The organism is Bradyrhizobium liaoningense, assembly GCF_018130825.1.
Taxonomy (GTDB): Bacteria; Pseudomonadota; Alphaproteobacteria; order Rhizobiales; family Xanthobacteraceae; genus Bradyrhizobium; species Bradyrhizobium liaoningense_B.
Window position 1 is genome coordinate 882,642 of record NZ_JAFCJS010000001.1, and the last position, 24,511, is coordinate 907,152.

General features: G+C 65.3%; 25 protein-coding genes. 10 read left to right on the forward strand and 15 right to left on the reverse strand.

Annotated elements, in window-relative coordinates:
- Positions 1 to 150 precede the first annotated feature (150 nt).
- From efp to JQ603_RS04290, 3 genes are all read left to right on the forward strand, one after another.
- Positions 151 to 717: an elongation factor P gene (gene efp / locus JQ603_RS04280; RefSeq protein WP_212336766.1), complete on the forward strand. Its 567-nt coding sequence runs from the start codon at positions 151 to 153 to the stop codon at positions 715 to 717.
- A 17-nt stretch (positions 718 to 734) separates the two neighbouring features.
- On the forward strand, positions 735 to 2,357 hold the full coding sequence (locus tag JQ603_RS04285; protein ID WP_212336768.1) for a M23 family peptidase: 1,623 nt from the start codon (positions 735 to 737) through the stop codon (positions 2,355 to 2,357).
- Between the two features lie 146 nt (positions 2,358 to 2,503).
- Positions 2,504 to 3,412: an amino acid ABC transporter substrate-binding protein gene (locus tag JQ603_RS04290; protein WP_212336770.1), complete on the forward strand. Its 909-nt coding sequence runs from the start codon at positions 2,504 to 2,506 to the stop codon at positions 3,410 to 3,412.
- Positions 3,413 to 3,517: 105 nt separating this feature from the next.
- Here the strand turns inward: JQ603_RS04290 and JQ603_RS04295 are convergent, their stop codons facing one another.
- A complete protein-coding gene (locus JQ603_RS04295) occupies positions 3,518 to 4,021 on the reverse strand; it encodes a cupin domain-containing protein (protein WP_212336772.1) in 504 nt (167 codons plus the stop codon).
- Between the two features lie 19 nt (positions 4,022 to 4,040).
- Complete coding sequence (locus JQ603_RS04300) at positions 4,041 to 4,520, reverse strand: carboxymuconolactone decarboxylase family protein (RefSeq protein ID WP_212336774.1); 480 nt, start codon at positions 4,518 to 4,520, stop codon at positions 4,041 to 4,043.
- 54 nt (positions 4,521 to 4,574) lie between these two features.
- Here JQ603_RS04300 and JQ603_RS04305 point away from each other — a divergent pair, with 54 nt between their 5' ends.
- Positions 4,575 to 5,099 (forward strand): MarR family winged helix-turn-helix transcriptional regulator, encoded by a 525-nt coding sequence (locus JQ603_RS04305; protein WP_212336776.1) that lies wholly within the window; start codon positions 4,575 to 4,577, stop codon positions 5,097 to 5,099.
- A 6-nt stretch (positions 5,100 to 5,105) separates the two neighbouring features.
- On the opposite strand, the gene JQ603_RS04310 is transcribed toward JQ603_RS04305, so the two are convergent.
- A complete protein-coding gene (locus tag JQ603_RS04310) occupies positions 5,106 to 5,288 on the reverse strand; it encodes a hypothetical protein (protein ID WP_212336778.1) in 183 nt (60 codons plus the stop codon).
- A gap of 85 nt (positions 5,289 to 5,373) precedes the next feature.
- Entirely contained in the window at positions 5,374 to 5,625 is a 252-nt protein-coding gene (locus tag JQ603_RS04315) for a hypothetical protein (protein ID WP_212336780.1), read from the reverse strand.
- 222 nt (positions 5,626 to 5,847) lie between these two features.
- On the opposite strand from JQ603_RS04315, the gene JQ603_RS04320 reads away from it, so the two are divergent.
- Positions 5,848 to 7,077, forward strand: a complete 1,230-nt coding sequence (locus JQ603_RS04320) for a lytic murein transglycosylase (RefSeq protein WP_212336782.1) — start codon at positions 5,848 to 5,850, stop codon at positions 7,075 to 7,077.
- 104 nt (positions 7,078 to 7,181) lie between these two features.
- Here the strand turns inward: JQ603_RS04320 and JQ603_RS04325 are convergent, their stop codons facing one another.
- From JQ603_RS04325 to recJ, 3 genes are all read right to left on the reverse strand, one after another.
- Positions 7,182 to 7,979, reverse strand: a complete 798-nt coding sequence (locus JQ603_RS04325) for an aldolase (RefSeq protein WP_212336784.1) — start codon at positions 7,977 to 7,979, stop codon at positions 7,182 to 7,184.
- A gap of 96 nt (positions 7,980 to 8,075) precedes the next feature.
- Positions 8,076 to 8,885 (reverse strand): SDR family NAD(P)-dependent oxidoreductase, encoded by an 810-nt coding sequence (locus tag JQ603_RS04330; RefSeq protein ID WP_212336786.1) that lies wholly within the window; start codon positions 8,883 to 8,885, stop codon positions 8,076 to 8,078.
- 89 nt (positions 8,886 to 8,974) lie between these two features.
- A complete protein-coding gene (gene recJ, locus JQ603_RS04335) occupies positions 8,975 to 10,816 on the reverse strand; it encodes a single-stranded-DNA-specific exonuclease RecJ (RefSeq protein ID WP_212336788.1) in 1,842 nt (613 codons plus the stop codon).
- 284 nt (positions 10,817 to 11,100) lie between these two features.
- On the opposite strand from recJ, the gene JQ603_RS04340 reads away from it, so the two are divergent.
- Both JQ603_RS04340 and JQ603_RS04345 read left to right on the forward strand, forming a co-directional pair.
- Positions 11,101 to 12,177 carry a methyl-accepting chemotaxis protein gene (locus JQ603_RS04340; RefSeq protein ID WP_212336790.1) on the forward strand — a complete coding sequence of 359 codons (1,077 nt, stop codon included), beginning with the start codon at positions 11,101 to 11,103 and terminating at the stop codon, positions 12,175 to 12,177.
- Positions 12,178 to 12,395: 218 nt separating this feature from the next.
- On the forward strand, positions 12,396 to 13,763 hold the full coding sequence (locus tag JQ603_RS04345) for a TAXI family TRAP transporter solute-binding subunit (protein ID WP_212336792.1): 1,368 nt from the start codon (positions 12,396 to 12,398) through the stop codon (positions 13,761 to 13,763).
- A gap of 3 nt (positions 13,764 to 13,766) precedes the next feature.
- Here the strand turns inward: JQ603_RS04345 and JQ603_RS04350 are convergent, their stop codons facing one another.
- The 8 genes from JQ603_RS04350 to JQ603_RS04385 form a co-directional block, all read right to left on the reverse strand.
- Positions 13,767 to 14,765, reverse strand: coding sequence for a L,D-transpeptidase family protein (locus JQ603_RS04350; protein ID WP_212336793.1), 999 nt, complete (start codon positions 14,763 to 14,765; stop codon positions 13,767 to 13,769).
- A gap of 271 nt (positions 14,766 to 15,036) precedes the next feature.
- Positions 15,037 to 15,252 (reverse strand): hypothetical protein, encoded by a 216-nt coding sequence (locus tag JQ603_RS04355; protein ID WP_212336795.1) that lies wholly within the window; start codon positions 15,250 to 15,252, stop codon positions 15,037 to 15,039.
- A gap of 136 nt (positions 15,253 to 15,388) precedes the next feature.
- Positions 15,389 to 16,387 (reverse strand): 4-hydroxythreonine-4-phosphate dehydrogenase PdxA, encoded by a 999-nt coding sequence (locus JQ603_RS04360; protein ID WP_212336797.1) that lies wholly within the window; start codon positions 16,385 to 16,387, stop codon positions 15,389 to 15,391.
- Positions 16,384 to 17,946, reverse strand: a complete 1,563-nt coding sequence (locus tag JQ603_RS04365; RefSeq protein WP_212336799.1) for a tripartite tricarboxylate transporter permease — start codon at positions 17,944 to 17,946, stop codon at positions 16,384 to 16,386. Before JQ603_RS04365 ends, JQ603_RS04360 begins: the two co-directional genes overlap by 4 nt.
- A gap of 12 nt (positions 17,947 to 17,958) precedes the next feature.
- The gene (locus JQ603_RS04370) at positions 17,959 to 18,441 is read right to left on the reverse strand and encodes a tripartite tricarboxylate transporter TctB family protein (protein ID WP_212336801.1); all 483 of its coding nucleotides are present in this window, start codon (positions 18,439 to 18,441) and stop codon (positions 17,959 to 17,961) included.
- 14 nt (positions 18,442 to 18,455) lie between these two features.
- Positions 18,456 to 19,448, reverse strand: a complete 993-nt coding sequence (locus JQ603_RS04375) for a Bug family tripartite tricarboxylate transporter substrate binding protein (RefSeq protein ID WP_212336803.1) — start codon at positions 19,446 to 19,448, stop codon at positions 18,456 to 18,458.
- 51 nt (positions 19,449 to 19,499) lie between these two features.
- The gene (locus tag JQ603_RS04380; RefSeq protein WP_212336805.1) at positions 19,500 to 20,753 is read right to left on the reverse strand and encodes a CaiB/BaiF CoA transferase family protein; all 1,254 of its coding nucleotides are present in this window, start codon (positions 20,751 to 20,753) and stop codon (positions 19,500 to 19,502) included.
- 9 nt (positions 20,754 to 20,762) lie between these two features.
- Complete coding sequence (locus JQ603_RS04385; protein WP_212336807.1) at positions 20,763 to 21,557, reverse strand: enoyl-CoA hydratase/isomerase family protein; 795 nt, start codon at positions 21,555 to 21,557, stop codon at positions 20,763 to 20,765.
- Between the two features lie 118 nt (positions 21,558 to 21,675).
- Between JQ603_RS04385 and JQ603_RS04390 the strand changes: the two genes are divergently transcribed.
- From JQ603_RS04390 to JQ603_RS04400, 3 genes are all read left to right on the forward strand, one after another.
- Positions 21,676 to 22,341, forward strand: coding sequence for a GntR family transcriptional regulator (locus JQ603_RS04390; protein ID WP_212336809.1), 666 nt, complete (start codon positions 21,676 to 21,678; stop codon positions 22,339 to 22,341).
- 191 nt (positions 22,342 to 22,532) lie between these two features.
- Positions 22,533 to 23,504 carry an MBL fold metallo-hydrolase gene (locus JQ603_RS04395; RefSeq protein ID WP_212336811.1) on the forward strand — a complete coding sequence of 324 codons (972 nt, stop codon included), beginning with the start codon at positions 22,533 to 22,535 and terminating at the stop codon, positions 23,502 to 23,504.
- A gap of 242 nt (positions 23,505 to 23,746) precedes the next feature.
- Positions 23,747 to 24,490 (forward strand): SDR family oxidoreductase, encoded by a 744-nt coding sequence (locus JQ603_RS04400; RefSeq protein WP_212336813.1) that lies wholly within the window; start codon positions 23,747 to 23,749, stop codon positions 24,488 to 24,490.
- Positions 24,491 to 24,511: the final 21 nt, after the last annotated feature.

Sequence of the window (24,511 nt, forward strand, 5' to 3'; positions counted from 1 at the left end):
CCGCAGTCCAGCAAAAAGCTGGCATCCAGCGGCAAAATCAGTATGTTGCGGCCCGAAACGGGCGCCGAGGTCCGATTTGAGGCCCCAAGTCCCCCATCAATTTGACCACGTCCTGGCCGCAGCCGGGCCAAGCAAGCAGGAAATACAGCTTTGAGAGTCATCGCCAGTTCTATTCGCAAGGGCAACGTGATCGAGCAAGACGGCAAGCTTTATGTCGTCGTGAGCGCCGAGAACATCCATCCCGGCAAGGGCACCCCGGTCAGCCAGATCGAAATGCGCCGAATCTCGGACGGGGTAAAGATCTCCGAACGCTACAAGACCACCGACCAGGTCGAGAAGGCCACGATCGAAGAGCGCAACTACACCTTCCTGTATGAAGATGGCGACGGCTTCCACTTCATGAACCCCGAGACCTACGATCAGGTCCAGGTGTCCAAGGACGTCGTCGGCGATGCAGCCGCGTATCTTCAACCGGACATGACCGTCAAGCTGTCAACCCACGATGTCAACGTGGTCTCGCTCGCCCTGCCGCAGCGCGTGACGCTGGAAGTGGTCGAGACCGAGCCGGTGACCAAGGGCCAGACCGCTTCGTCCTCCTACAAGCCCGCGGTGCTTTCGAACGGCATCCGCACCGCCGTGCCGCCGCACATCTCGGTCGGCACCCGCATCGTGGTGATGACCGAAGACGGCTCCTACTCCGAGCGCGCCAAGGACTAAGCGAGGGATCAGAACAGGTGCCGCCGGGGGGCGAGACAGTGGTTGGGAAGAGTTTCCGCTTCGTCTCGCTTCTCGTGGCGTCGCTGTCGCTCCTCATTGCCACACCGCTCGCCGCGGACGAGTTCCGCAGCGCTTCACTCACGGCCCTGCGCGTCGATTGGCGCGCAGCGCTCGACCAGCTCCGCGCCGAGATCAACAGCCGTCCGCAGATCGCGGGCGATTTCATCTTCGTGCCCCGCCGCTCGGTGCCGCGCTACGATCCGCGCGCAACGCCGGCCCTGGTGCAGCTCAACGGGGTCTCCTCGCAATTCTTCACCGGCATTGCCCGCAGTGCCGTGCCCGTGCTGCTGCCGTTCGACGCTGGCGCCTATCTCGAGGCCCGGCGCAGTGGCGCGCCGTCGAGCCTGTCGCTGTCGCGTTACCAGGCCGACTTCAATCCCGTCGACATGTTCGATGCCGGTCCCGCCGGTTACAGCGCGACCTTTTCACTCGAGCCCGGCGCCGGCGACGGCATGCCCTCGCGGGTCTTTACGAGGCCGGTCGAGGTGCAGATCACGGGATCGGCGCTGCTCTATGACATCGCCGATCCCACCGGCGGCAAGGGCGAGCCGGTCAAGCCGCTCGCGGCAACCTATCCGGACCTGCGCCGGTTCATCCGCGAAGGTTACGTCCGCTACGCCTTCACGCGCTTCGGCGTCGCCTACGTGGTGTCGATCCAGTGTCTCGACAGCGTCGCAAAACCGCGGCGGCTCGCCTGCAAGGAGGCCTATCCGGTTGCCGAGCGCTTCCTGAGGGCCCTGCGCGTCGCCGGCGGCCAGCGCATGCGGCCGCTGATGGACGTCACCTCCAACGTTCTCGATCGTCCCGCGGCGCGCTCACCCGATTTCAGCTATCGTCCGAGCGGCGACATCATCCCCAACACCGGCTACCGCAACAAGAGCGGCCATCCTGATGCGATGGCCTATGCGCAGATCCGCTTTCCGCTGGAGAAGGCGCCCGCCTTCGTGCGCTCGCAGTCCTATGCCAAGCGCGACAGGAACGACGGTCCGACCGCCTTTCCCTGGCGTGACAATTTCTGCGAGTCCCGCAGCTTCGAAGTCTGGCAATGCGCCGGCGGTTACGGGCACCAGGGCGAGGACATCCGCGCGGCCGAGTGCCCGCCGCCCGGCGAAGGCCGCGAACCCTGCGATCGCAAGCAGCGCGCCGTGGTCGCGGTGCGCGATGCTGTCGTGATCCGCGCCTCCAAGGACCAGGCTGCAACGCTTCAGGTCAACAGCCGGACCGAGCACATCCGCTTCCGCTACATGCACATGAATCCGCAGGCGATGAATGCCGATGGCCTGCTCAACGGTCGCCTCGTCGCCGAAGGCGAGAAGATCGGCGTGGTCTCGAACTATCTCGACCATCCCGCCGGCACGTCGATGCACCTGCATTTCGACGTCCAGGTGTTCACCCGCGACGGCTGGATCTGGGTCAGCCCCTACGTCACGCTCGTTTCGGCCTATGAGCGCCTGATCCGCGCCCGCGGCCGCGAGATCGGCCCGGAGATCGCCGTCACGGCCCAGCCGGTGGCGCATGCGCTGCCGGAGGACGTGATCAAGCCGGACCTGCGCGAGGGATCGAGCAGCGAGGAGAATTGAGGCAGTTACCGCCTCAACGCGCAGCTCCCCGCCCCATGCGCGCGCAGACTGACCGGATCGACGTCAGGACCTTCCCGAAACATCGCGCCTTCTCTGGCCCCGGAATTGCTTTGCTCTCACCAGGCAAACTGGAAGAAGGGAAGCACATGCGTTGTCTCACCACGGCGGTCGTTCTGGCCGTTGCATTTGCCGTGCCGGCTGGTGCGGAGGAATTGACCGGCACGCTGAAGAAGATCAAGGACACCGGCGCGATCACGCTCGGCGTGCGCGACAGTTCCGTACCCTTCAGCTACATCGACGAGAAGCAGAAGACCGTCGGCTACGCCATCGACATCTGCATGAAGATCGTCGAAGAGATCAAGGCCGAGCTGAAGCTGGACAAGCTTGCGGTCAACGAGAACCTGGTCACCTCGTCCAACCGCATTCCGCTGATGGCCAACGGCACCATCGATCTCGAATGCGGCTCAACCACCAACAACGCCGAGCGCCAGAAGCAGGTCTGGTTCACCAACACCCATTTCCTCACGGCGAGCCGTTTCGTGTCGAAGAAGGCTTCAAAGCTCGATCAGATCGATGACCTCAAGGGCAAGGCCGTCGTCTCGGTCTCTGGCACCACCAACATCACCCAGCTCAACAAGGCCAACGCGGCCCGGTCGCTCGGCATCACCGTGATGAATGCCAAGGATGTCCCGGAGGCGTTCCTGATGCTCGAGACCGACCGCGCGGTAGCCTTCGTCATGGACGACATCCAGCTTGCGTCCATGATTGCCTCGGCGAAGGATCCGTCGCTCTACGCCATCAGCACCGGCGCTTTTTCCGATCCCGAACCCTACGGCATCATGCTGCGCAAGGATGACACAACATTCAAGGCCGTGGTCGATCGGGCCACCGCAAGACTCTACAAAAGCCCGGAGATCGAGAAGATCTACAACAAATGGTTCATGGAGCCGGTGCCGCCGCGCGGCCTTAACTTCCACGTGCCCATGCCCGTGTCGATGAAGAAGTCGTTCGAGCACCCCTCGGACAATCCCGATCCGGCCTCGTACGGGGGCTGACGAAAACCTCCGCTGCGTTGCCCGGATGGAGCGCAGCGTAATCCGGGGTCCTCTTGCGCAGATGCAGCGGTCCCGGATTGCGCTTCGCTCCATCCGGGCTACCGGCTACTCTAGCAACGTCGTCAGCTGCGCGCCCTCGTCCGCCACGAACACGGCGATCAATTCCGCCGGCTCTGTCGCGCTCGCGTTCGCCGACACCAGATGCGTCGAGCCCGGCGGCTCGAAGAACGACTGGCCGACACCAAACGTCTCGACCGGGCCGCCGCCGAGCTGGGAGCGGATCTCGCCCTTGGTGATGTAGGCGGTCACCGAGCCCGCGTGGCGATGCGGCCGCGAAAACCCGCCGGGGCCGTAGAACACGCGCACGATGGTGACGCGCTTGCCCGGGACGTTCGGCAGTGCGTAAGAACCGATCGGCTCGACCTTGTCGAGCGGCGAGCTCTCCGCCGCGGTCGCGCAGAGCGGCGCCAGCGCGCCGGAGACAGTGTCGATCGTCAGCGGCAGCGCCTTGCCGATCGCAAACGCGCAGGCGAGCCCTGCGACGACCGCGAGCACCGCCGAACGGGACGGCGTCGGATGTTGCACGGCAGAAAAGCTCATGGCTGTCATCGTGATCTCCCTTGTTCCATCAGGATGCAGCGGTGGCCGCAGCGGCCGGCCGCTTCGCAGGCGTCCAGCGAAACGCTGCGCCAAAACGGTTCCAGATATTGATCGAGGCGACCGCCGATGTCAGATACGTCAGCTCCGTCTCGGAGAATTCGCGAGATGCTTCCGCGTAGACCTCCTCGCTGACGCCGTCGGGCAGGCAGGTCAGCGCCTCGGCCCAGGCCAGGGCCGCCCGCTCGCGTGCGGAAAAGATCGGCGCCTCGCGCCAGACCGCAACCAGATGGAGCTTGTCGACGGGCACGCCGATGCGCTCCGACAACAGGACGTGGTGCTGAACGCAGAAGGCGCAGCCATTGATCTGCGAGGCGCGCAGCTTGACCAGCTCGAGCAGCTGCTTGTCGAGGCCTGCTTTGGCCGCCAGCTGGCCCAGCGCCAGCACCAGATCATACGCGTCCGGCGCGATCCGCTTGAAATCCTCGTATTCGCTGCGGGCGTGTGACATTGCCTTGCACCTCGTGTTATTGTAAGAGCACTGATACATTATAAGAGCTCTTATATGTTGCGCAAGTCGTCCGGCATCACAAGATCGAAAACCTCCCGGAAGGCGCCTGCCGATGACGGCGCGGTACGCGTTCCCGCCCCCGGCGAAGGCAAGCGGGGCGAAGAAGGCTATCTCGGCTACCTCTTGCGTCAGGCCCATGCCGCGGTGCGCTTGACGATGGAACGCACGCTCGCCGATCTCGGCGTGACGTCGCCGCAATTCGCGGTGCTGACGATGCTGAATGCCTATCCCGGACTATCCGGCGCCGACGTCGCCCGCCTCACCTTCCTGACGCCGCAGACCGTCGGCGTCATCATCCGCAATCTCGAGCGCGACGGCGCGATCGTGATGACGCCCCATCCGGTCCATGGCCGTATCCAGCAATGGACGCTGACGCCGCGCGGGGCAACGCTGTTGAAGGCCTGCAGGGAACGCGTGATCGCGCTGGAGAAGCGCCTTGCCCGGACTCTGGATGCCAAGGCGGAAACCGCCGTCCGGCGCTGGCTTGCCGGCATCGCCGCCGATTTGCAGGAGGATTAGGCGGGCCTAGTCGCCACCGCCTCCGTCGCCGCATCCTCCGCCGCCGTCGAAATCCGGGAGGTCGCCGCCGGCGCCATCGCCCTGAATGCCGCGGCCAAAGTTCTCGGCGACGATCATCAGGATCACCACGAACAAGCCGGCGCCGAAGGGCCAGGGATTGGCACGGATGATCTCGAGCAGCTCCCGCATGTGCGCATCTTGCGCAGACGGAAGCGAACCGACCGTAAAGCTCCAGGTACAAATTTGGGGATAAGCAGGCTCGTGCAAGGGCGGCCTAATCGCCCTTCAATACCTTCTTAACCTCGCCGTCGGGCCAGGTCTCGCCGGCGGCGATCACCCGCACGCGGGTTTGGTCCGTGCCATTCACCAGCACATGCGAACTTACCCGGTCGCCACTCGGCTCCAGGCGCAAATCGGTCTCGGGCTTCCAGCTCAGCGTGGTCGCGAGGTCGCCGGGGAAAATCTGCCATTGCGATCCGTCGTCGAGTTCGACGACGTGGCTTTCCGCATGTGCGCGTATCTTCATTCCACCCCGCATTCTCGACGACGTTCCGTCAGTCGGTGTCGTGATGAATCACGGCTTTGCTGCGATTGCCGAATTCATCTTCCTTTTTGATCACAGTGGTGGAATGCGGCAGTGCGACACTTGTTCCGCTGGGAACGGGCGAGGCGATCGGGCAGAATTCGGACCTCGTTACTGTTCCTGGAACCGACTCACACGGGCCATGTTTCCGGCTAGAATGTGCCCATGAAGCACGCTGATTCCTCGCCCCGACATACCCGCCGCGCCCTGCTCCAGTCGACACTCGGTGCGGCCGCTTTGCTGGCGCTCCCGACGCGCGTCCTCGCCGCGCCTGCCGGCTTCGACGAATGGCGCGAGAGCTTTCGCGCACGCGCGATGTCCAAGGGAATCTCGGCTGTGACCTGGCAGCGCGCGATGGGGCGGGTCGAGCCCGACATGAGCGTGTTCAAGCAGATGCGCAACCAGCCCGAATTCCACGAGCAGGTCTGGCAATACATCAACCGCCGCGTCTCGGACTGGCGCATCATCAACGGCAAGATCGCGCTGAAGAACAACGAGGCGCTGCTCGCGCGCATCGAGCGCGATTTCGGCGTCGAGCGCGGCACGCTGCTGGCGCTGTGGGGCGTCGAGTCCGCCTATGGCGATCCCCTGGTGCAGCAGAACCACATGACGCCGGTGTTTCCCTCGCTCGCCGCGCTCGCCTGGAACGAGCCGCGCCGCAAGGCCTATTGGGAGACCGAGCTGATCAACGCGCTCCGCATCGTCGACAAGGGCTGGAGCACGCCGGAGGAGATGAAGGGCTCCTGGGCCGGCGCGATGGGGCATTCGCAATGGATGCCGGAGGTCTGGCTCAATGTCGGCATCGACTATGACGGCGACGGCAAGGTCTCGCCGTTCGGCAAGCCGGATGATGCGCTGGGCTCGACCGCAAAATATCTCGTCAATCGCGGCAAGTGGCACCGCGGCGAGCACTGGGGCTACGAGGTGCGCGCGTCCGGCGAGTTGAGCGGCAGCCGGACCTACGCGGCCTGGCAGGCGGCCGGTGTCACCCGCGCCGATGGCCAGCCGTTTCCGCAGCCGAACGCCTCGGCGCAGATGTGGACGCCGGTTGCGGGCGGACCGACATTCCTGCTGGGACCGAACTTCTACTCGGTGAAGAGCTACAATCCCTCGATGAATTATGCGCTGGCGATCTGCCATCTCGGCGACCGCTGTCTCGGCGCGCCGCCCTTCATCCAGCCCTTCCCCGGCTCCGAGCGTGCGCTGACGCTGGCCGAGGTGCAGGAGATGCAGACGCGGCTGACGAAGGCCGGTTTCGACACCGGCGGCACCGACGGCCGTGTCGGCAACGACACCATGAAGGCAATCAAGGATTTCCAGCAGCGCGCCGGGATCACGCCGGCGGATGGCTATGGTGGCCTGAAGGTGCTGGCGAAGCTGCGGCAGGGGTCGTAGCGCGAGCCCGTAGCCCGGATGGAGCGAAGCGCAATCCGGGACTTTGCTTCCACGGTTGCCGCCCCCGGATTACGCTTCGCTCCATCCGGGCTACGCGATCATCGCTAATGCCTGTATTGCGGCTCCTCGGCGTCGAGCTGGCGGCGGATCGCAGCGAGATGCAGCCGCGCGGATTCGGAATCGCCCTCGCGCATCTGCCGGTAGGTTTCGGCCGCGATCGCCGGATCGACCGGCAGCACTTTCCGCCCCGTCGACATCGCGAGCACCTGCACTTCGGCGGCGCGTTCGAGATAGTAGAGATCATCCCAGGCTTCCGCGATGGTCGGGGCCAGCACCATCACGCCGTGATGCTTCATGAAGACGATGTCGGCATCGCCGACGGCGGAGGCGATGCGCGCGCCTTCGCGGTTATCGAGTGCGAGGCCGTTGTAGTCGCGGTCGACCACCGTGCGGCCATAGAATTTCAGCGCGGTTTGCCCGGCCCAGATCAGCGGATCGCCTTCGGTCATCGACAGCGCCGTCGCATAGGGCATGTGGGTGTGGAAGGCGACCTTGGCGCGCGGCAGGAGCCTGTGCATCTCGGCATGGATGTAGAAGGCCGTCGCCTCGGGCGCGCCATCCCCGTCGAGAACGTTGCCGTGGAAGTCGCAGATCAGGAGCTTTGATGCCGTCAGCTCGCGGAAGGCGTAGCCATAGGGATTGACGAGGAACAGGTCGTCATGGCCCGGCACGACGGCCGAGAAGTGGTTGCAGATGCCCTCCTCAAAACCGTTGCGCGCGGCCATGCGGAAGCAGGCGGCGAGGTCCTCGCGCGCGGTGCGGATCGCATCGCTGGCAAGGTCCGGCCGGTTCGAGCGGAATGGCGCGGGCGAGGAAGAAGACGAATGAAGGCTGTGCGCCATGGCGAAGGACACCTTTGTCGGTCGGAAGCTGTCCGCCTTGTACAGGGGCTGCGCCTGCGCGTCAGCCCCTGCGACCGCCACCCTGCCCTGCGCCGTTCAGGCGCGCCGCGGCACACCACCGGCGTTCATGCCGCCATCGATGACGAGCTCGCTGCCGGTAACGTAGCGCGAGCCGTCGGAGGCCAGATACAGCACGCCGGAGGCAATCTCCGCGGCCTGCCCGGCACGGCCCAAAGGCGTAACGATCCGCGCGCGCTCTTCCGGATCGATCGGGGCGTTCTGCCCGGCGCCGCTCGCCCCGGTCGGGATCTTGCCCCAGATCGGCGTGTCGATGATGCCGGGGTGGACGGAGTTGACGCGGATACCGTCGCCGGCGGCCGCACACTCCATCGCGATCGACTTGGCGAACAGCCGGACGCCGCCCTTGGTCAGCGAATAGGCCGACAGCCCTGGCGAGCCGCGCAGGCCTGCGAGCGAGGACATCATGACAATCGAGCCGCCGCCGGTCTTGCGCATCAACGGCAGGCAGTGCTTGACCGACAGGAACACGCCGTCGAGATTGATCGCATTCTGCTTGTGCCAGTCGGACAGCGTCATATCGACGATCGAGGGCACGGCAATGCCGATGCCGGCATTGGAGACCATGATGTCGAGCCGGCCATAGCGCTTGCCGACCTCGGCAACGATCTCGATCCAGCGTTCCTCGCTGGTGACGTCCTGCTCCAGGAAGATCGCCTTGCCACCGGCGTTTGTGACACGCTTGACGAGCTCAGGGCCACGCAGCTCGTCGATGTCAGCGATGACAACGGTCGCGCCCTCGCGCGCGAACAGCTCGACGATGGCCTCGCCGATGCCCGAAGCGCCGCCCGTCACCAGCGCGACCTTGCCCTCAACCTGCCCTGCCATGTTCACTCCCTTTTTTTGTTTGAGCGGCTTATTCTTGACGCATGATCTCCGCGCAAACGCGTATCGCGTTTGTCGCGAGGGATCTTGCGTTATCTAATCACGGATGGCCCCTGGTCCGGTAGGGCGACATCGATGACGCGGAATTGCACGCGCTCGGCGCCCTGGTAGCGATCGACCGACAACGAGCCCGCGACATGCATCTGCTGGCCACGGTTGGCGAGCAGCGCATTGCCGAGCTTCTGGCCGACCGAACGGAACGCGATGCCGTTGACGATGGAGCCGTCGCCCGACTTGAAGCGCAGGCGCAGATGCGCCTGCCCGACCTCGTCGGCGAACACGAGCTGATGCCCCGGCAGCGCCAGCACTGGCTCCGGATTGCCGCTGCCGAAGGGACCGGCGCGATTGAGCGTGGTCGCAAGCTCCGTCGTCACCGCGCGTGCGGAGACCGCGCCGTCGATATAGAGCTCGTTGACGTGGCGCGCCTCCGCAACGTCCTGCGCCAGCGCGTTCTCGAGATAGGCGCGGAATTCGGCGAGCTTTTCCTTGCGCAGCGTCACGCCGGCGGCCATCGCGTGGCCACCGCCTTTCAACAAAATCCCGTCGGCGACCGCCTGCCGCACCGCCTTGCCGAGATCGACGCCGGCAATCGAGCGGCCCGAGCCGGTGCCGATGCCGCCGGGTTCGAGCGCAATGGCGAAAGCGGGTCGCGAAAACTTCTCCTTCAGGCGCGAGGCAACGAGGCCGACCACGCCCGGATGCCAGCCTTCGGACGCCGTGACGATGACGCCGAGCTTGTCCTCCAACCCGATCGAGGCGAGCGCTTCGGCTTCGGCCTGGGCTTCAGCCGCCTGCTCGATGACGCGGCGCTCGCTGTTGAGGCGATCGAGCTCGGCCGCGATCCGCGCCGCCTCGACGCTGTCGCCTTCTAGCAGCAGCCGCACGCCAAGATCGGCGCGGCCGATGCGGCCACCGGCATTGACACGCGGGCCCAGCATGAAGCCGAGATGCCAGGCCTCCGGCGGGCCGTTGAGCCGTGCCACGTCCATCAGCGCGGTGTGGCCGATGTGGTCGCGCCGCCGCATCGCGATCAGCCCCTTTGCGACGAAGGCGCGGTTGAGACCGATCAGCGGCGCCACATCGGCAACCGTGCCGAGCGCAACGTGATGCAGCATGCCGAGCAGATCGGGCTCGGGCATCTCAGTGCTCCAGAAGCCGCGCTGGCGCAGCTCGCGATTGACCGCGACCAGCGTGACCAGCACGAGGCCGACGGCGGCGAGATGGCCGAGGCCGGAGAGATCGTCGGGGCGGTTCGGGTTGACCAGCGCATCCACCTCGGGAAGATCGAGGCCGCATTGGTGGTGGTCGATCACAACCACGGACATGCCGAGGCGCTTGGCCTCCGCGAGCGGCTCGATGCTGGTGGTGCCGCAATCGACGGTGACGAGCAGCGTCGCGCCCTTTGCCGCCAGGCCGCGAACCGCTTCGACGTTCGGGCCGTAGCCCTCGAAGATCCGGTCGGGAATGTGGATCAGCGGATCGAGCCCGCAATGGCGCAGGTGCCAGGCCAGCAGCGCCGCCGAGGTCGCGCCGTCGACGTCGTAGTCGCCGAAGACCGCGACCTTCTCGCCCCTCACCGCCGCATCCGCGATGCGCCTGGCGGCGGCCTCCATTTCCGTCACCGTAAACGGGTCCGGAAGCAGCTTGCGGATGGTCGGATCGAGAAAGTCGGCCACGGCGTCGATATCGACGCCGCGGCCCGCCAGCACGCGCGCCAGCAGCTCCGGCAACTGGTGCCGCTGCACGATGGCGAGCGCCTGAGCTGCCCCGCGAGCGTCCAGCCGGTCGCGCCAGAGCTTGTCGGTGAGCGAGCGCGCCACCCCCAGGAACGCCTGGGGCAGTTCGACGGGCAAGGCTGTGGCGGGCGGCGTCATGACGAGGCTATCGGTTGGGGAACTCGGGTCCGGGCGATCACGCTGGCGGCCCGGTACTGGCTTTAGGGGATTGGCCGGGAAACTCCGGCGATTTGCAACGGCCGGGCCGCACAAAGCGGTGGATGGCCGGCCGGCAGGCCGGAGTGACTATCATTTAGGCATTCCGCCGAATAGCAAATTAAGCAGGCGTTAGGCGGAATCCTCGAAAAAGAATCGTATTCGATCTGTAAGTTGTTGTTCCGGGTTCATTGCAGATCAGGCCTCATTGCCAAGGGAAGTCCCCGATGTCTGCTGCGCTGGGTCTCAAAGCCAAGCCGATCGCCTCCGAACCCACTGATGATGATTCCGACATCTCCGCGCTGATCAATCGCCTCACCGCGGAGGTCAACCAGATCGCGGTCGACAAGACCAAGGCGATCCAGCAGATCACCAACCAGATGAAGATGCTGGCGCTGAACGCGCTGATCGAAAGCTCGCGCGCCGGCGCGCAAGGCGCGGGCTTTGCGGTGGTGGCGCAGGAGGTGCGCGGCGTCGGCCAGCAGGTCGAGACCATCGCCCGCGAACTCGAGACCCAGCTGACGAAACGGACCGGCGACCTTGTCGCCTCGATCGACCGCATGAGCCAGCGCTCGCGCGGCGAGCGCATGGTCGATCTGTCCCTCAATGCGGTCGAGTTGATCGACCGCAACCTCTATGAGCGCACCTGCGACGTGCGCTGGTGGGCGACCGATTCCGCCGTGGTCGATTGCGCGGCCTCGCCCGCGCCGGCAGCGGTCACCTATGCCTCGCAGCGGCTCGGCGTGATCCTCGGCGCCTACACGGTCTATCTCGACCTCTGGCTCTGCGACCTCGACGGCAACGTCATCGCCAACGGCCGCGCCGACCGCTTCCGCGTGGTCGGCCAGAACGTCGCCCACACCAAATGGTTTCGCGAGGCGCGCACCTTGCGCTCCGGTGACGACTACGTCGCCGGCGACGTCGAGAACCAGCCTCTGCTCGGCAACGCGCAGGTCGCGACCTATTGCGCCAGCGTCCGCGCCGGCGGCCAGGCCAACGGCGCGCCGATCGGCGTGCTCGCCATCCATTTCGACTGGGAGCCGCAGGCCCGCGCCATTGTGCAGGGCGTGCGCGTCGGCGACACCGACAAGGCCCGCGTGCTGCTGGTCGACTCCAATCTCCGCGTCATCGCCGCTTCCGACGGCCAGGGCATCCTCAGCGAGCGCATCTCGCTGTCACTGAACGGCCAGCGCTCCGGCTTCTATCAGGACCGCTCCGGAACGATGGTCGCCTTCCATGCGACGCCCGGCTACGAGACCTATCGGGGCCTTGGCTGGTACGGCGTGATCGTCTGCGGGGCGTGAGGCGAGAGCCAGCCGCGCCGAAACAAAACGACGAAAACAACCCCATGCACAGTAGGCGGAGGGTTGTTTTTGCTCGTGTTTTTCGTTCATCGAAGCAGCTTCGACGAGGCCAGCCCTCGCGCTCCGGTCGGCCGGCGTCTTGATGCAAATCAACACGGGACTGCCATCCGGCAAATGATGCTCGTGCAGACGGGTAACCTTCCCGGACGAGCGGCGCCATGGACGAGCTGTCGAAATTTGGCATTGATGCCGGCAGGCTGCCGATCTGGCTTCGCATCGTCGCGGTCGTGGCGCTCGTCGTGCTCACCACCGGTGCGGGCTTGCTGGCCTATCGCTGGTACGCCCACCCGGTCACGCTGTCGATTGCGGTGGGCTCGCTGGATGGCGACGCCCCCAAGATCGTGTCCGCGCTTGCCAGCCGCCTTGTCGTGAACAAGGCGCCGGTGCGGCTCAAGGTCGTCGAGACCAGCGGCCCGCTCGAGTCGGCGACCGCCTTCTCGTCCGGCAAGACCGATCTCGCCGTGGTCCGCGGCGACGTCGGCGACCTGTCGCAGGCGCAGGCCATCGTCGTTCTCGCCGAGGCCGTGGCCATGCTTGTTGCGCCCCCCGGGTCGACCATCGCGGATGTCGCTGGTCTGAAGCGCGCGACCGTGGGCGTTGTCGCCGGGGATACCAATCAGAGGGTCGTCCATGTCCTCACCAAATCCTATGATCTTGACCGCGCCAACGTCGTGTTCAAAAACCTTGCACTGGACGAGGTCCGCCGCGCCTTCGAGAGCAAGGAGGTGCGTGCGGTGCTTTTCGTCATGCCGCTGAGCGAGAAATATCTGTCGCTGGTGCGGGGACTGTTCCCGCAGAACGCCAAGACCGCGCCGGTGCTGATCCCGATCGAGAACGCGGGAGCGATCGCGGAGAAAGAGCGCGCCTATGAAAGCTTCGACATTCCCAAGGGAACGTTGCGCGGGTCGCCTCCAATCCCCGGCGATGACGTGACCACCTTGCGCGTGTCCTACTATGTGGTCGGCAAGAAAGATCTCGATAACGACACGATCGCCGACCTCACACAGGCTCTCACGGCCGCGCGCAGGGACATTTTGCCGGACTGGCCGATTCTCTCGCAATTCAAGTCGCCCGATACCGACGCGGGCGCCTATCTCCCGGTTCATCCCGGCGCCGCGGAGTTCTACAACGGCAGCCAGCTGTCCTTCCTCGACAAGTGGAGCAACGCGATCTTCCTGGCACCGATGGCCCTGGGCGCACTGGCGTCGATCGCGGCCGCACTCTGGCAATTTCTCAGGTCCGGCGAAGCCGGGCCGCGTGAGCCGGCACTCGACGCGCTCTATGCGCTGGGCGGCAAGATACGAAGCTCGCAAAACGAGGCGGAACTTTCAGAGATCGAAAACCAGATCGACAACGTGCTCCGCGCACAGCGCGCGAAGTCCGATGGGGATGAAAACACGCTGGACGCAGCCACGTTGAACGTTGCGGCGCACCGTCTCGAAAATCTCATCCATGATCGTAAGGCCGCCCTGAACGCTGGCCACTCGCAGTCAACGCCCCCCGCCCAGAGCCAATCGCAAGTCTAGGCATCACATCGCGCTCGCAACGAACCCGACCGGCGTGCCTTTCGAGACACTGCCAGCGACACGTTCGGCGTCCCAATTGGTGAGACGCACACAGCCGTGGGATTCAGCCTTGGAGATCTTGTCCGGCGAAGGCGTGCCGTGAATGCCGTAGCCTTCGGCGGACAAATTGATCCACACCGTGCCAACCGGATTGTTCGGACCGGGCTTGATGGTGAAGGGCTTGCGCGAATGGACGCCCTTGAAGCGATAGGCGGGATTATAGCGATAGAACGGATTCCTGCTGACCTCGGTGACCTTAAGCGTACCTGACGGCGACGGCTTGTCCTCGCTGCCGACGGTTGCCGGATAGAATCCGATCAGCGCATTCGACTTGTCGAACAGCTTCACGGTCTGCCTGACCTTGTCGATCTCGACCCTGTCGGCCTTGGCAGGCGCCCCCTCGCCTGCGCCCGCGGTGTCGACGACGACGATGGAGTCGCCGGCCCGCTCGAAACGGCGCCCGGGATTGAGCGCCGCCAGGAGTTGCTCACTCATGTGGAATTTCTCGGCCAAGGCTTCGCGCGGACTGACAAAGCCGAGCTTCGGGATGTCCTTCATGTCCTCCATCTTCGAGGGCAGCTTGTTCAGGAACGGACCCGCCACGTCCTGCTCGGTGATGGCATAGGTCAGCGTGACCGGCCGGTCGTCCGCCCGCAGCGCCTTCCAGACCTCATCTGTTGGGGTGTCCGAGCCCGGCAACTGTCGGGCTTCCGCATAGGCGCGCAGCGCCTTCTTCGCGTTCTCGCCGAACCTGCCGTCAATCTCGCCGGGCGAGAAATGCGCCCTGTCCAGCAGCACCTGCAGCCGCACGCCCGCCGGCGTCGGCTTCTCGTTCGAAAGCGTCTTCTTCGATGGCTCGGCGGAATTGATGGCATCCGCGGTCATCTCGGCAGCGAACGCCGGCAACGTCGCCAGGGTGAAGACAAGAAAGATGCAAATCTGCCCCGCCTTCGTCAGCAACATCGCCGCCTCCCTTTCACGTCTTCGACAGTTGCGTCGTCGGAAACGGACGCGAAGCCTGCCTCCGGAAACGGCCTCGCTTCCCGCTCCGTGCCGGAGCTTCGGAGGAAGCTTTCGGCGAGGGGAACGAGCTGAGCGATGCGCATGAGAGCCTGCTACACTGAACGGAGGATCAGCACGATGGCTGCGGACAGAAGGTTCGAAATCGCAAGCAACGTCCAATTCGGCCTAGCGCTTCCGCTCGCCAGGCGGCGCGCAAGGCTCTCAATGATCCCTAACATTCGTCATCGGAAAGCCGCTCGAGATAGGCCAGCCCGAACCCTGCGAGTTCCTGGGCATCACCGTTGCTCTCGCGCGCTTCCCGCCTCCCCTGCAGATGACGCTCGAGGAGACAGCGACGGCCATCCGCAGCATCGACATCGCGATGCCGGGCGCGGTACACGCACCATGCGGTATCAACCGCTGTCCGTAGCGGGCCGTCGTCGACCATGTTCCCAGCTCCAACGTGGAGATGTCCATGGCACGCCAACTCGTCGCGGCGGCGGAAGTTTCCAGTATTTCCCGAAAGTCTAATCCCTGCCCGCAAGGCGAGCGCAGTCAGCACGCGCTCCCCTGGTACGTGCAAATCAGCGGCGCACAGCCATCTCCGCCGCGAGCAGCAATGCGGCGCGGCTGGCGCCGATCGATGCGATGCCTTGTCCCGCAATGTCGTAGGCGGTGCCGTGCGCAGGCGTGCAGATCGGGAATGGAAAGCCGCCGAGCAAGGTCACGCCGCGGTCAAACCCCATCAGCTTCATCGCGATCTGGCCCTGGTCGTGATACATCGTCAGCACGGCATCGAAGGCGCCGCCCTTGGCGCGCAGGAACACGGTGTCGGCCGGGAACGGCCCCTCGGCAGCAATGCCCTCCGCCTGCCCGGCCGCGACCACGGGCGCGATCACATCGATCTCCTCGCGGCCAAAATTGCCGCCGTCGCCGGCGTGGGGATTGAGGCCGGCGACCGCAATGCGCGGCCGCGCGAAGCCAGCGTTGCGCATGCAGGCATCGGTCAGCTTGAGCGCGCGATCGATGCGTTCGCTGGAGAGGTTTGCAGCGACGTCCTTCAGCGGAATGTGCGAGGTGACCCGTGCGTTCCAGAGCCGGTCGAGCACGTTGAACTCGCTCGCCGGGGTCTTGAGTCCGACCACCTCCGCGGAAAACGCGATCTCGTCGTCATATTCGGCGCGGGCAAGCCGCATCGCCTGCTTGTTGAAGGGGGTGAAGCAGACCGCGTCGACGCGGCCGTCGCGGCCGAGTTCGAGCGCGTGCCGGTAGTTGGAGAGTGCGAATTTGCCGCCGGCAAGGGTCGCGGTCTTCGGCTCGACCTCTTGAAGAGCGAGATGGCGGAGATCGATGAACAACGCATCGCCCTGCGTCGCGCGAAGGTCGGCCCCCTGCTCGACCATGGTCAAGTCCGGCTTGACACCCGCAACGCGCGCGCCCTCGTCGAAGATGCGGCGGTCGCCGATCACGACGAGGCGGCAACTCGCGCGGATGTCGTCCTGCACCACGAGTTTCGCCGTCAGCTCCGGGCTGATGCCCGCGGGATCTCCCATCGCCAGTGCGATGAGCGGCTTTGCGGTCATATGATCACCTTCTCTCGAGCTGTTTCTTGAACTGTCTCTTGGACTGCCGTTCCATCGGCGGATGGCGCGGGCTTGCGCAGCAAGCGCGCGAGCTGCAATGCAAGCGGCAGCAGGAGCAGCGCGATGCCGCCCAGGATCAGGCACGTCACCAGCTTGTTTGCGAAGAAGATTCCCAGGGACCCCTTCGAGAGCAGCATCGACTGCCGGAACGCATCCTCGGCCTTGTCGCCGATGACGATCGCAAGCACGAGCGGCGCCAGCGGATAGAACAGCTTCTTGAAGAGATAGCCGACAATGCCGAAGCCGAGCATCATGACGACGTCGAGATAGGAGTTCGACACCGAATAGGCACCGACGACGCAGATGATCACGATCAGCGGCGCGATCACCACGAAGGGAATCCGCATCAAGGCGGCGAAGACCGGGACGGTCAGCAGCACCAGCGCGACGGCGACGATGTTGCCGACATACATCGAGGCGATCAGGCCCCAGACGAAATCCTTCTGGTCGACGAACAGCATCGGCCCGGGATTGAGGCCCCAGATCATCAGCCCGCCCATCATCACGGCGGCGGTCGCGGAGCCGGGAATGCCGAGCGACAGCATCGGCAGAAGCGCGCTGGTGCCGGCGGCATGGTCGGCCGTCTCCGGCGAGATGATGCCTTCGACCTCGCCGGTGCCGAAGTAGCGGCCGCGGCGGGAGAAGCGGCGGGCGATGCCGTAGCTCATGAAGGAGGCTGCGGTCGGACCGCCCGGCGTGATCCCCATCCAGCAGCCAATTGCGGCGCTACGCAACAGCGCGACGCTGTGGCGTGGCAGGCGGCCGACGGCACGAAACACCTCGCGCCAGTCGATCTTCGAGGAGACCGCACGGGCATGAAACTCCTCCTCGACCGCGACCAGGAGCTCGCCGATGCCGAACAGGCCCATGACTGCGACGACGAAGTTCACCCCCTTCACCAGCTCGTCGATGCCCATGGTGAGGCGGACGCTACCGGAGACGGTATCGATGCCGATGGCGGCGATGGCAAAGCCGATCGCGAGCGCCACCACGGTCTTGATCGGCGCCGCGCCGCCCATGCCGACGAAGCTGGCGAAGGCCAGGAAGTAGACCGCGAAATACTCGGGTGGCCCAAAGGCAAGCGCGACCTGCGCCACCCAGGATGCGAGGAACGTGATCAGGATGACGCCGATCAGCGCCCCGAAGGCTGCCGAGCCGAAGGCGGTGGCGAGCGCCGTGGTCGGCCGGCCATCGCGCGCCATCGGATAGCCGTCGAAGGTGGTCGCAACCGACGACGGCTCGCCCGGAATGTTGAACAGGATCGAGGTGACGGAGCCGCCGAACAGCGCGCCCCAATACATGCTGGAGAGCAGGATGATCGCCGAGACCGGCTGCATGCCGAAGGTCAGCGGCAGGAGCAGCGACACCCCGTTCGGCGCGCCCAGCCCCGGCAGCACGCCGACGAGAATGCCGAGCAGCACGCCGACCGCCATGAGCACCAGATGCGGCACGGTGACCGCGATGGTGAAGCCGTGCAGGAGCTCCTGGAGATTGTCCAACGGCCTGCTCCCTCAGTATCCGAGCGCAGCGGCGAGCGCGCCGTGCGGCAGGCTGACCTGGAACATGCGCTCGAACACGACATAGAGCGCGAGCGCCGTGGCCGCCGACATGGCCAGCGCACGCGGCACGGATTGGTGCCTGGGGATCGCCAGTACCGCGAAGACATAGAGGCTTGAGGCGAGATACATGCCGAGCAGCGGGATCGCGGCAACGAAGATCGCAGCCGGCACGAACAGGCCGGCGAGCCGGCGCAGCTCGATCGGCGTGATCGCGATGGGGACGTTTGCCAGCGACGCCGCCGGCACAAGGCCCCGCACCAGATTGTAGAGGCTCCCGAGCACGACGATGATGCCGGTCAGGAACGGGAACGTGCCGGCATCGACGCCCGCGCTCGACCAGCCGATGCCATTGTCGAGGCTGGAGACGACGACGGCCACACCGAAGCTGCCGGTGAGGACGGCTGTCGCAAGCTCAAGCGCGCGGCGCGAGATCATGGCGTGATCCTGCCTTACTTCACCAGCCAGCCCTGCTCGCCCGCGACCTGCTTGACGTGCTCGAGGTCCTCCTTGATGAACTTGTCGAACTCGACGCCGGTCAGGAAGGTGTCGACCTGGGAGGTCTTCTCGATGTAGTCCTTCCACTCCGGCGTTGCCTGCACCTTCTTCATCAGATCGACATAGAACGCGGCCTGGTCCGGCGTGACCTTGCCGGGCAGCCACACGGTGCGCGGCTGCTCGTATTGCTTGATGTCGAGGCCCTGCTCCACGCAGGTCGGAACATCGCTCCAGCCTTCGGTCGCGGTGACCTTGGGCCCTAGCGGCAATCGCTTCGGGCTGAAAACGCAGAGCGGTCGCTGCGTGCCGCCGCGCCATTGTCCGAGGCTTTCACTGGGATTGTTGACGTGGGAATCCAGGTGCCCGCCGGCGAGCTGCACGGCGGTCTCGGCACCGCTCTTGAAGGGGATGTAGGTCAGCTTGACCTTGCCGGCCTTCTCGATCATGCGGGTCAGCACCTCGTCGGTGTCCTTGGACTGCGCGCCGCCCATCCTGAATTCGCCGGACGCAGCCGCCTTCAGATAGTCCCCCGCATTCTTGTAGGGCGCGTCCTGCTTGACCCAGAGCAGGAACTCGTCCTGCGCCATCGCCGCGATCGGGGTGAGATCGGTGTAGTTGAAGGCGACCTTGGACACGAGCGGCTGCTGCCAGGCATTGGACGTGCCAAAGATCACCTTGTAGGGGTCGCCCGCGGAGGCCTTGCCGTAGACATAACCTTCGGCCCCGCTGCCGCCGCCCTTGTTGACGACGACGATCGGCTGCTCCGTCAGCTTGTGCTTGGTGATGATGTTCTGCACCGCGCGCGCAAGATTGTCGGTGCCGCCGCCGGGGCCGGCAGTGGCGACGAACTCGATCGGCTTTTGCGGTTGCCAGGCGGCGAGCGCCGGCATGGTGCCGGCGAGCACGACTGCGGCTGCGGAGAGCAGAAATGTTGACGTCCGACCCATGATTTCCTCCAGCTGATTTTTGTCTTTTGTTGTTGTCGTATCGACGTCCGGTCAGGCGACGCGTTCCTCGCGTCTTTCCAGGGCCGAAACGATTGCGCCTTCTTTTTCGAGCGCTTCGATCTGCGTCTGGTCGAACCCGTGCTCGGCCAGCACTTCGCGCGTATGCTCACCATAGACCGGCGCCCCTGACAGCACTTTGCCTGGGGTCTCCGAAAACTTGACGGGAAGCCCGATCGTCTTCACCGGGCCGAGCGTGGAGTGCTCGACCTCGACGACCATCTCGCGCGCCAGCGTCTGCGGGTCGCTCAGGGCTTCCAGCATGTCGTGCACGGGGCCGCACGGCACGCCCTTCTCGTCCAGCGCCGCGAGCCAATGCGCCCGCGACCTGGTGCGGAAACGCTCGCTCAGGACGGCTTCGAGCTCCTTCAGGTTCGCCATGCGGTCGGACCCGTTGACGAAGCGCGGATCGGCGGCGAGCTCGCTCGCCCCGAGCGCTTCCAGCATCAACAGCCAATGCTTCTTGTTGGCGCCGCCAACCACGAGCCAGCCGTCCGAGGCCTCGAACGCCTGATACGGCGCGTTGAGCGGATGGGCCGAGCCCATTGCGCGCGGCGCGGTACCCGCGGCGAGCGCGATGGTGGACTGCCAATAGGTCTGCACCAGCGCGGCCTCATAAAGCGAGGTCTCGACCCACTGCCCTTCGCCGGTTTTCAAGCGATGAGTATAGGCGGCGAGAATGCCCATGCTCGCGAGCAGGCCGGCGGTGATGTCGGACAGCGGCGGGCCGCACTTCACGGGCGGACCATCGGGGCGCTCGCCGGTAAAGCTCATGATGCCGCTCATGGCCTGGGCGACGAGGTCAAATCCCCGGCGGTGCTTGTAGGGACCGGTGCGGCCGAAGCCGGACAGCGAGCAATAGATCAGCTTTGGATACTGCTTGTGCAGCTCCTCGTAGCCGAAGCCGAGGCGCTCCATGGCGCCGGGGGCAAAATTCTCGACCAGCACGTCGGCATCCGCGATCAGGCTCCGCAGCACCTGCTTGCCCCCGTCGGTCTTGAGGTCCAGCACGATGCCGCGCTTGTTGCGGTTCATCATCAGGAAGGAGGCCGCCTCCTCGCCGATCTTCGGCGGCACGGAATGGCGGGTGTCATCGCCGTTCGGCCACTTCTCGATCTTGATGACATCGGCGCCCATGTCGGCGAGCATCAATGTGCAGGTCGGCCCGGCCATGACATGGGTGAGATCGATGACCTTGAGGCCGGCCAGCGGTCCCGAACGGCGAGAGGTGGATTGTGAACTTTGCATCGGGGCGTCCTATTGGCCGCGCCACTGCGGCGCGCGCTTGTTGAGGAAAGCATCGAGCCCTTCGCAAAAATCCTGGCTCGTGTAACACATCAGGATGAGGTCTTCGCCCTCGTCCCGGGTCAGCCGCCGTTGCAGGCGGGCGACCGCCTGCTTGGTCGCATTCAGCGTCAGCGGCGCGTGACCGGCGAGCAGCCGGGCGACCTCATCGACGCGCTTCTCCAGCGCGGCCAAGTCATCGACGACCTCGCCGAGCAGCCCGACGCTGGCGGCCTCCGCGGCTTCGACAAGGCGCGCGGTGAAGATCAGGTCCTTGACACGGGCGGCGCCGATCAGCGCGGTGAGACGGCTGACATTGGACATCGACAGGCAGTTGCCGAGCGTCCGGGCGATGGGAAACCCGATTTTCGCAGCTTTGGTGCCGATGCGGAGATCGCAGGCCGCGGCAATGCCGGCGCCGCCGCCTGTGCAGAAGCCGTGGATTGCGGCGATGGTCGGCACGCGGCACTGCTCCAGCGTCGAGAGCACCCGATCGATCCGGTTCTCGTAGTCGATCGCGTCCTGCGGCGTCCTGAATTCACGGAACTGGTTGATGTCGGTGCCGGAGGCGAAGGCCTTGTCGCCGGCCCCGCGCAGCACCAGCACCTTGATCGATTGATCGCCATTGGCCTCCTCGCAGATCGCCGCGAGGCGCTCGTACATGGCGAAGGTGAAAGCGTTGCGCGCCTGCGGGCGGTTGAAGGTGATCCGCCCGATACCGTCATTGCATTCAAAAACGAGGTCGTTCGCCTCCGCAGCCAGGTCCATTTCCTCATGTCCTCTTGTTTTTTACATTTTTGAATGCAAAATTTGGGATTAGCAAGCTGGAACTTCCAGATTTCGACTGATTACTTCATTTTTGCATTCAAACTGGAGCGGCGGTGCCATGCTTCACGAAGACGTCGTCGGCCGCATCCGCGCCATCCTGCTCGACGGTGAAATCCCGCCGGGTGCGCGGATTCCCGAGCGCGAGCTGTGCGAGCGGCTGCAGATCTCGCGCACGCCGCTGCGCGAGGCGCTCAAGGTGCTCGCCGCAGAAGGCCTGGTGCAGCTGCTGCCGCATCGCGGCTCGCGCGCGGCAAAGCTGACCGACAAGGACATGCGCGACCTGTTCGAGGTTTGCCAGGGCCTGGAGGCGCTCGCCGGCGAGCTCGCCTGCGAGCGCATCAGCGACGCCGAGATCGGCGCGATCGGCACGGCGCATGACGAGATGGTGCGGCATTATCGCGAGGGCGATCTGATCCAGTATTATCGCGGCAACCGCGCCATCCACGAGGCCATCGTCGCCGCGGCCGGCAATCCCGCGCTGACCGGGCTCTATGCGTCGGTGACCGCGCGCATCCGCCGCGCGCGCTACGTCACGCCGATGACGCCGCAGCGCTGGGCGCTCGCGGTGAAGGAGCACGAGGCGATCCTGAACGCGCTGCAGCGGCGCGACGGCGCCGGCCTCTCGCACATCCTGCGTGCACATCTGCGCCACAAGCGCGAGGAGGTCTTGCAGGCCGGCTTTGCCGAGACGGAGGCAAACGACCTCGGCTTGCGGATCGCGTGACATTTCCGCAGCGACTATTCAGAGGCACAATCGCGACACAATCCTTGATTGATTCTTACGCATCCCGCGATCACCGCCAATCCGTTTCCTCTTGCGAGCCTGTCTGAACCGGCGCAGCATCGCAGTGCCGGCGCAAGGCCGCATCACGCGCGAAAAATCGCGCGGATCAAAACAGAAAACGGAGGATACGAATGACACTCGACGTCTCACGTCGGTCCCTACTCGCACTCGGAGCCGGCCTCGGCGCCAGCGCGCTGCTTGGCGGTAGCGCGATGGCGCGCGCGCCCAAGCTCGGCACCCAGACGCCCTACTGGCACCGCTTCATTCTCGGCGATGCCGAAGTGACCGTCGTGTCCGACGGACCGCTGCCGCTCGGCGATCCCTCCGGCACCTTCACCGGCGTTCCCAAGGAAGAAGTGAAGAAGATGCTGGCTGACAATTTCCTGTCGCCGGACAATGTCGTGCTCGAGCAGAACTCGCCGATCGTGAACACCGGCGACAAGCTGATCCTGTTCGACACCGGCATGGGCTCCTCCAGGATGTTCGGCACCACCACCGGCCGGCAGCAGAAGAGCATGACCGAGGCCGGCATCAAGCCGGGGGATATCGACGCCGTGGTCTGCTCGCACGCCCATATCGACCATATCGGCGGCATCGTCGACGAAGGCGGCAAGCCGCTGTTTCCGAACGCGCAGATCTACATCTCCCAGAGCGATTTCGACTTCTGGACCGACGAAGGCAAGATGGGGAGCGCGGCCAAGGATTTCGTCGTGCACGCCCGCAAGAACCTGCTGCCGGTGCGCGACCGCATCGTGTTCTTCAAGGATGGTCAGGAATTCCTGCCCGGCGTGCAGGCGATCGCGGCGCCCGGCCATACCGTCGGCCACACCATCTTCATGGTCTCCTCGGCCGGCAAGTCGTTCGCCTTCCTCGGCGACCTCTCGCATCATTCGGTGCTGCTGCTGGAGCGGCCGCGGATGGAATTCTCCTACGACACCGACCCGAAGCAGGCGGCGGAATCGCGCGTGAAGCTGCTGACCATGCTCGCGGCCAACAAGACGCCGGTGATGTCCTATCATTTCGCCTGGCCGGGCTACGGCCACGTCGCCAAGGCCGGTGAAGGATTCCACTATTATCCCGAGCCGATGCAGATGACGCTGTAGCCGGTGACATCAAGCCCGGGTCGCACAGCTGCGGCCCGGGCCGATCGTCTGATCTGCGACAAAGGGAATGATCCCTGACCAACTCCCTCGCCCGACACTTCTGCAGCATTTTTCGACAAGGCAGGCCCGTTCCAGGCAAGAGCTGGCCTCATTGCTCGGCTAAGACTCTGCTCGCATCATTCATCGACGCGCGTGCGCAACGCCCTTAGCTGCTCGCGTTCGAAATGCCGAGGAGACATGCCATGAAGATCGTCGTGATCGGCGGTACCGGTTTGATCGGATCCAAGCTCGTGGCGAGGCTGAAGCAGCAGGGCCACGAGGCCGTGGCTGCCTCGCCGAAGTCGGGCGTGAATGCCGTCACCGGAGAAGGCCTCGCGGCCGCGCTGGCCGGCGCGGATGTCGTGGTTGACGTCGCCAACGCGCCGTCCTGGGAGCCGGCCGCCGTACTCGAATTCTTCCAGCGTTCGAGCCAGAACCTCGCGGCGACGGAGGCCGCGGCGGGCGTCAGGCATCACGTCGCGCTGTCGATCGTGGGAACGGATCGCTCGCCCGACATCGCCTATTTCCGGGCCAAGCTCGCGCAGGAGAGCATCGTCAAGGCATCGCCAGTGCCCTACTCGATCGTGCGCGCCACGCAATTCTTCGAATTCCTCGGCGCCATCGCGGAGACGGGTGCGGCTGACGGGCGTGTCGTCGTTCCCTCGGCGGCATTTCAGCCGATCGCATCCGACGACGTGGCCGCTTGCCTCGCGGAGGTCGCAACCGGACGGCCGCTGAACGGCACCATCGATATCGCGGGCCCGGAAAAGGCGCCGTTCAACGAGTTCGTTGCACGCCGTCTGAAAGCGGCCGGCGACAGCCGCCCCGTCGTGGGCGACGCCAAGGCCGGATATTACGGCTCCCCCATCGAGGACACCTCGCTGGTCCCGCTCGGCGAGGCCAGGCTTGGGAAAACGCCGCTCGCGGCATGGCTGGCGACGGCTTGAGGATCCTCAGGTCACTGCAGC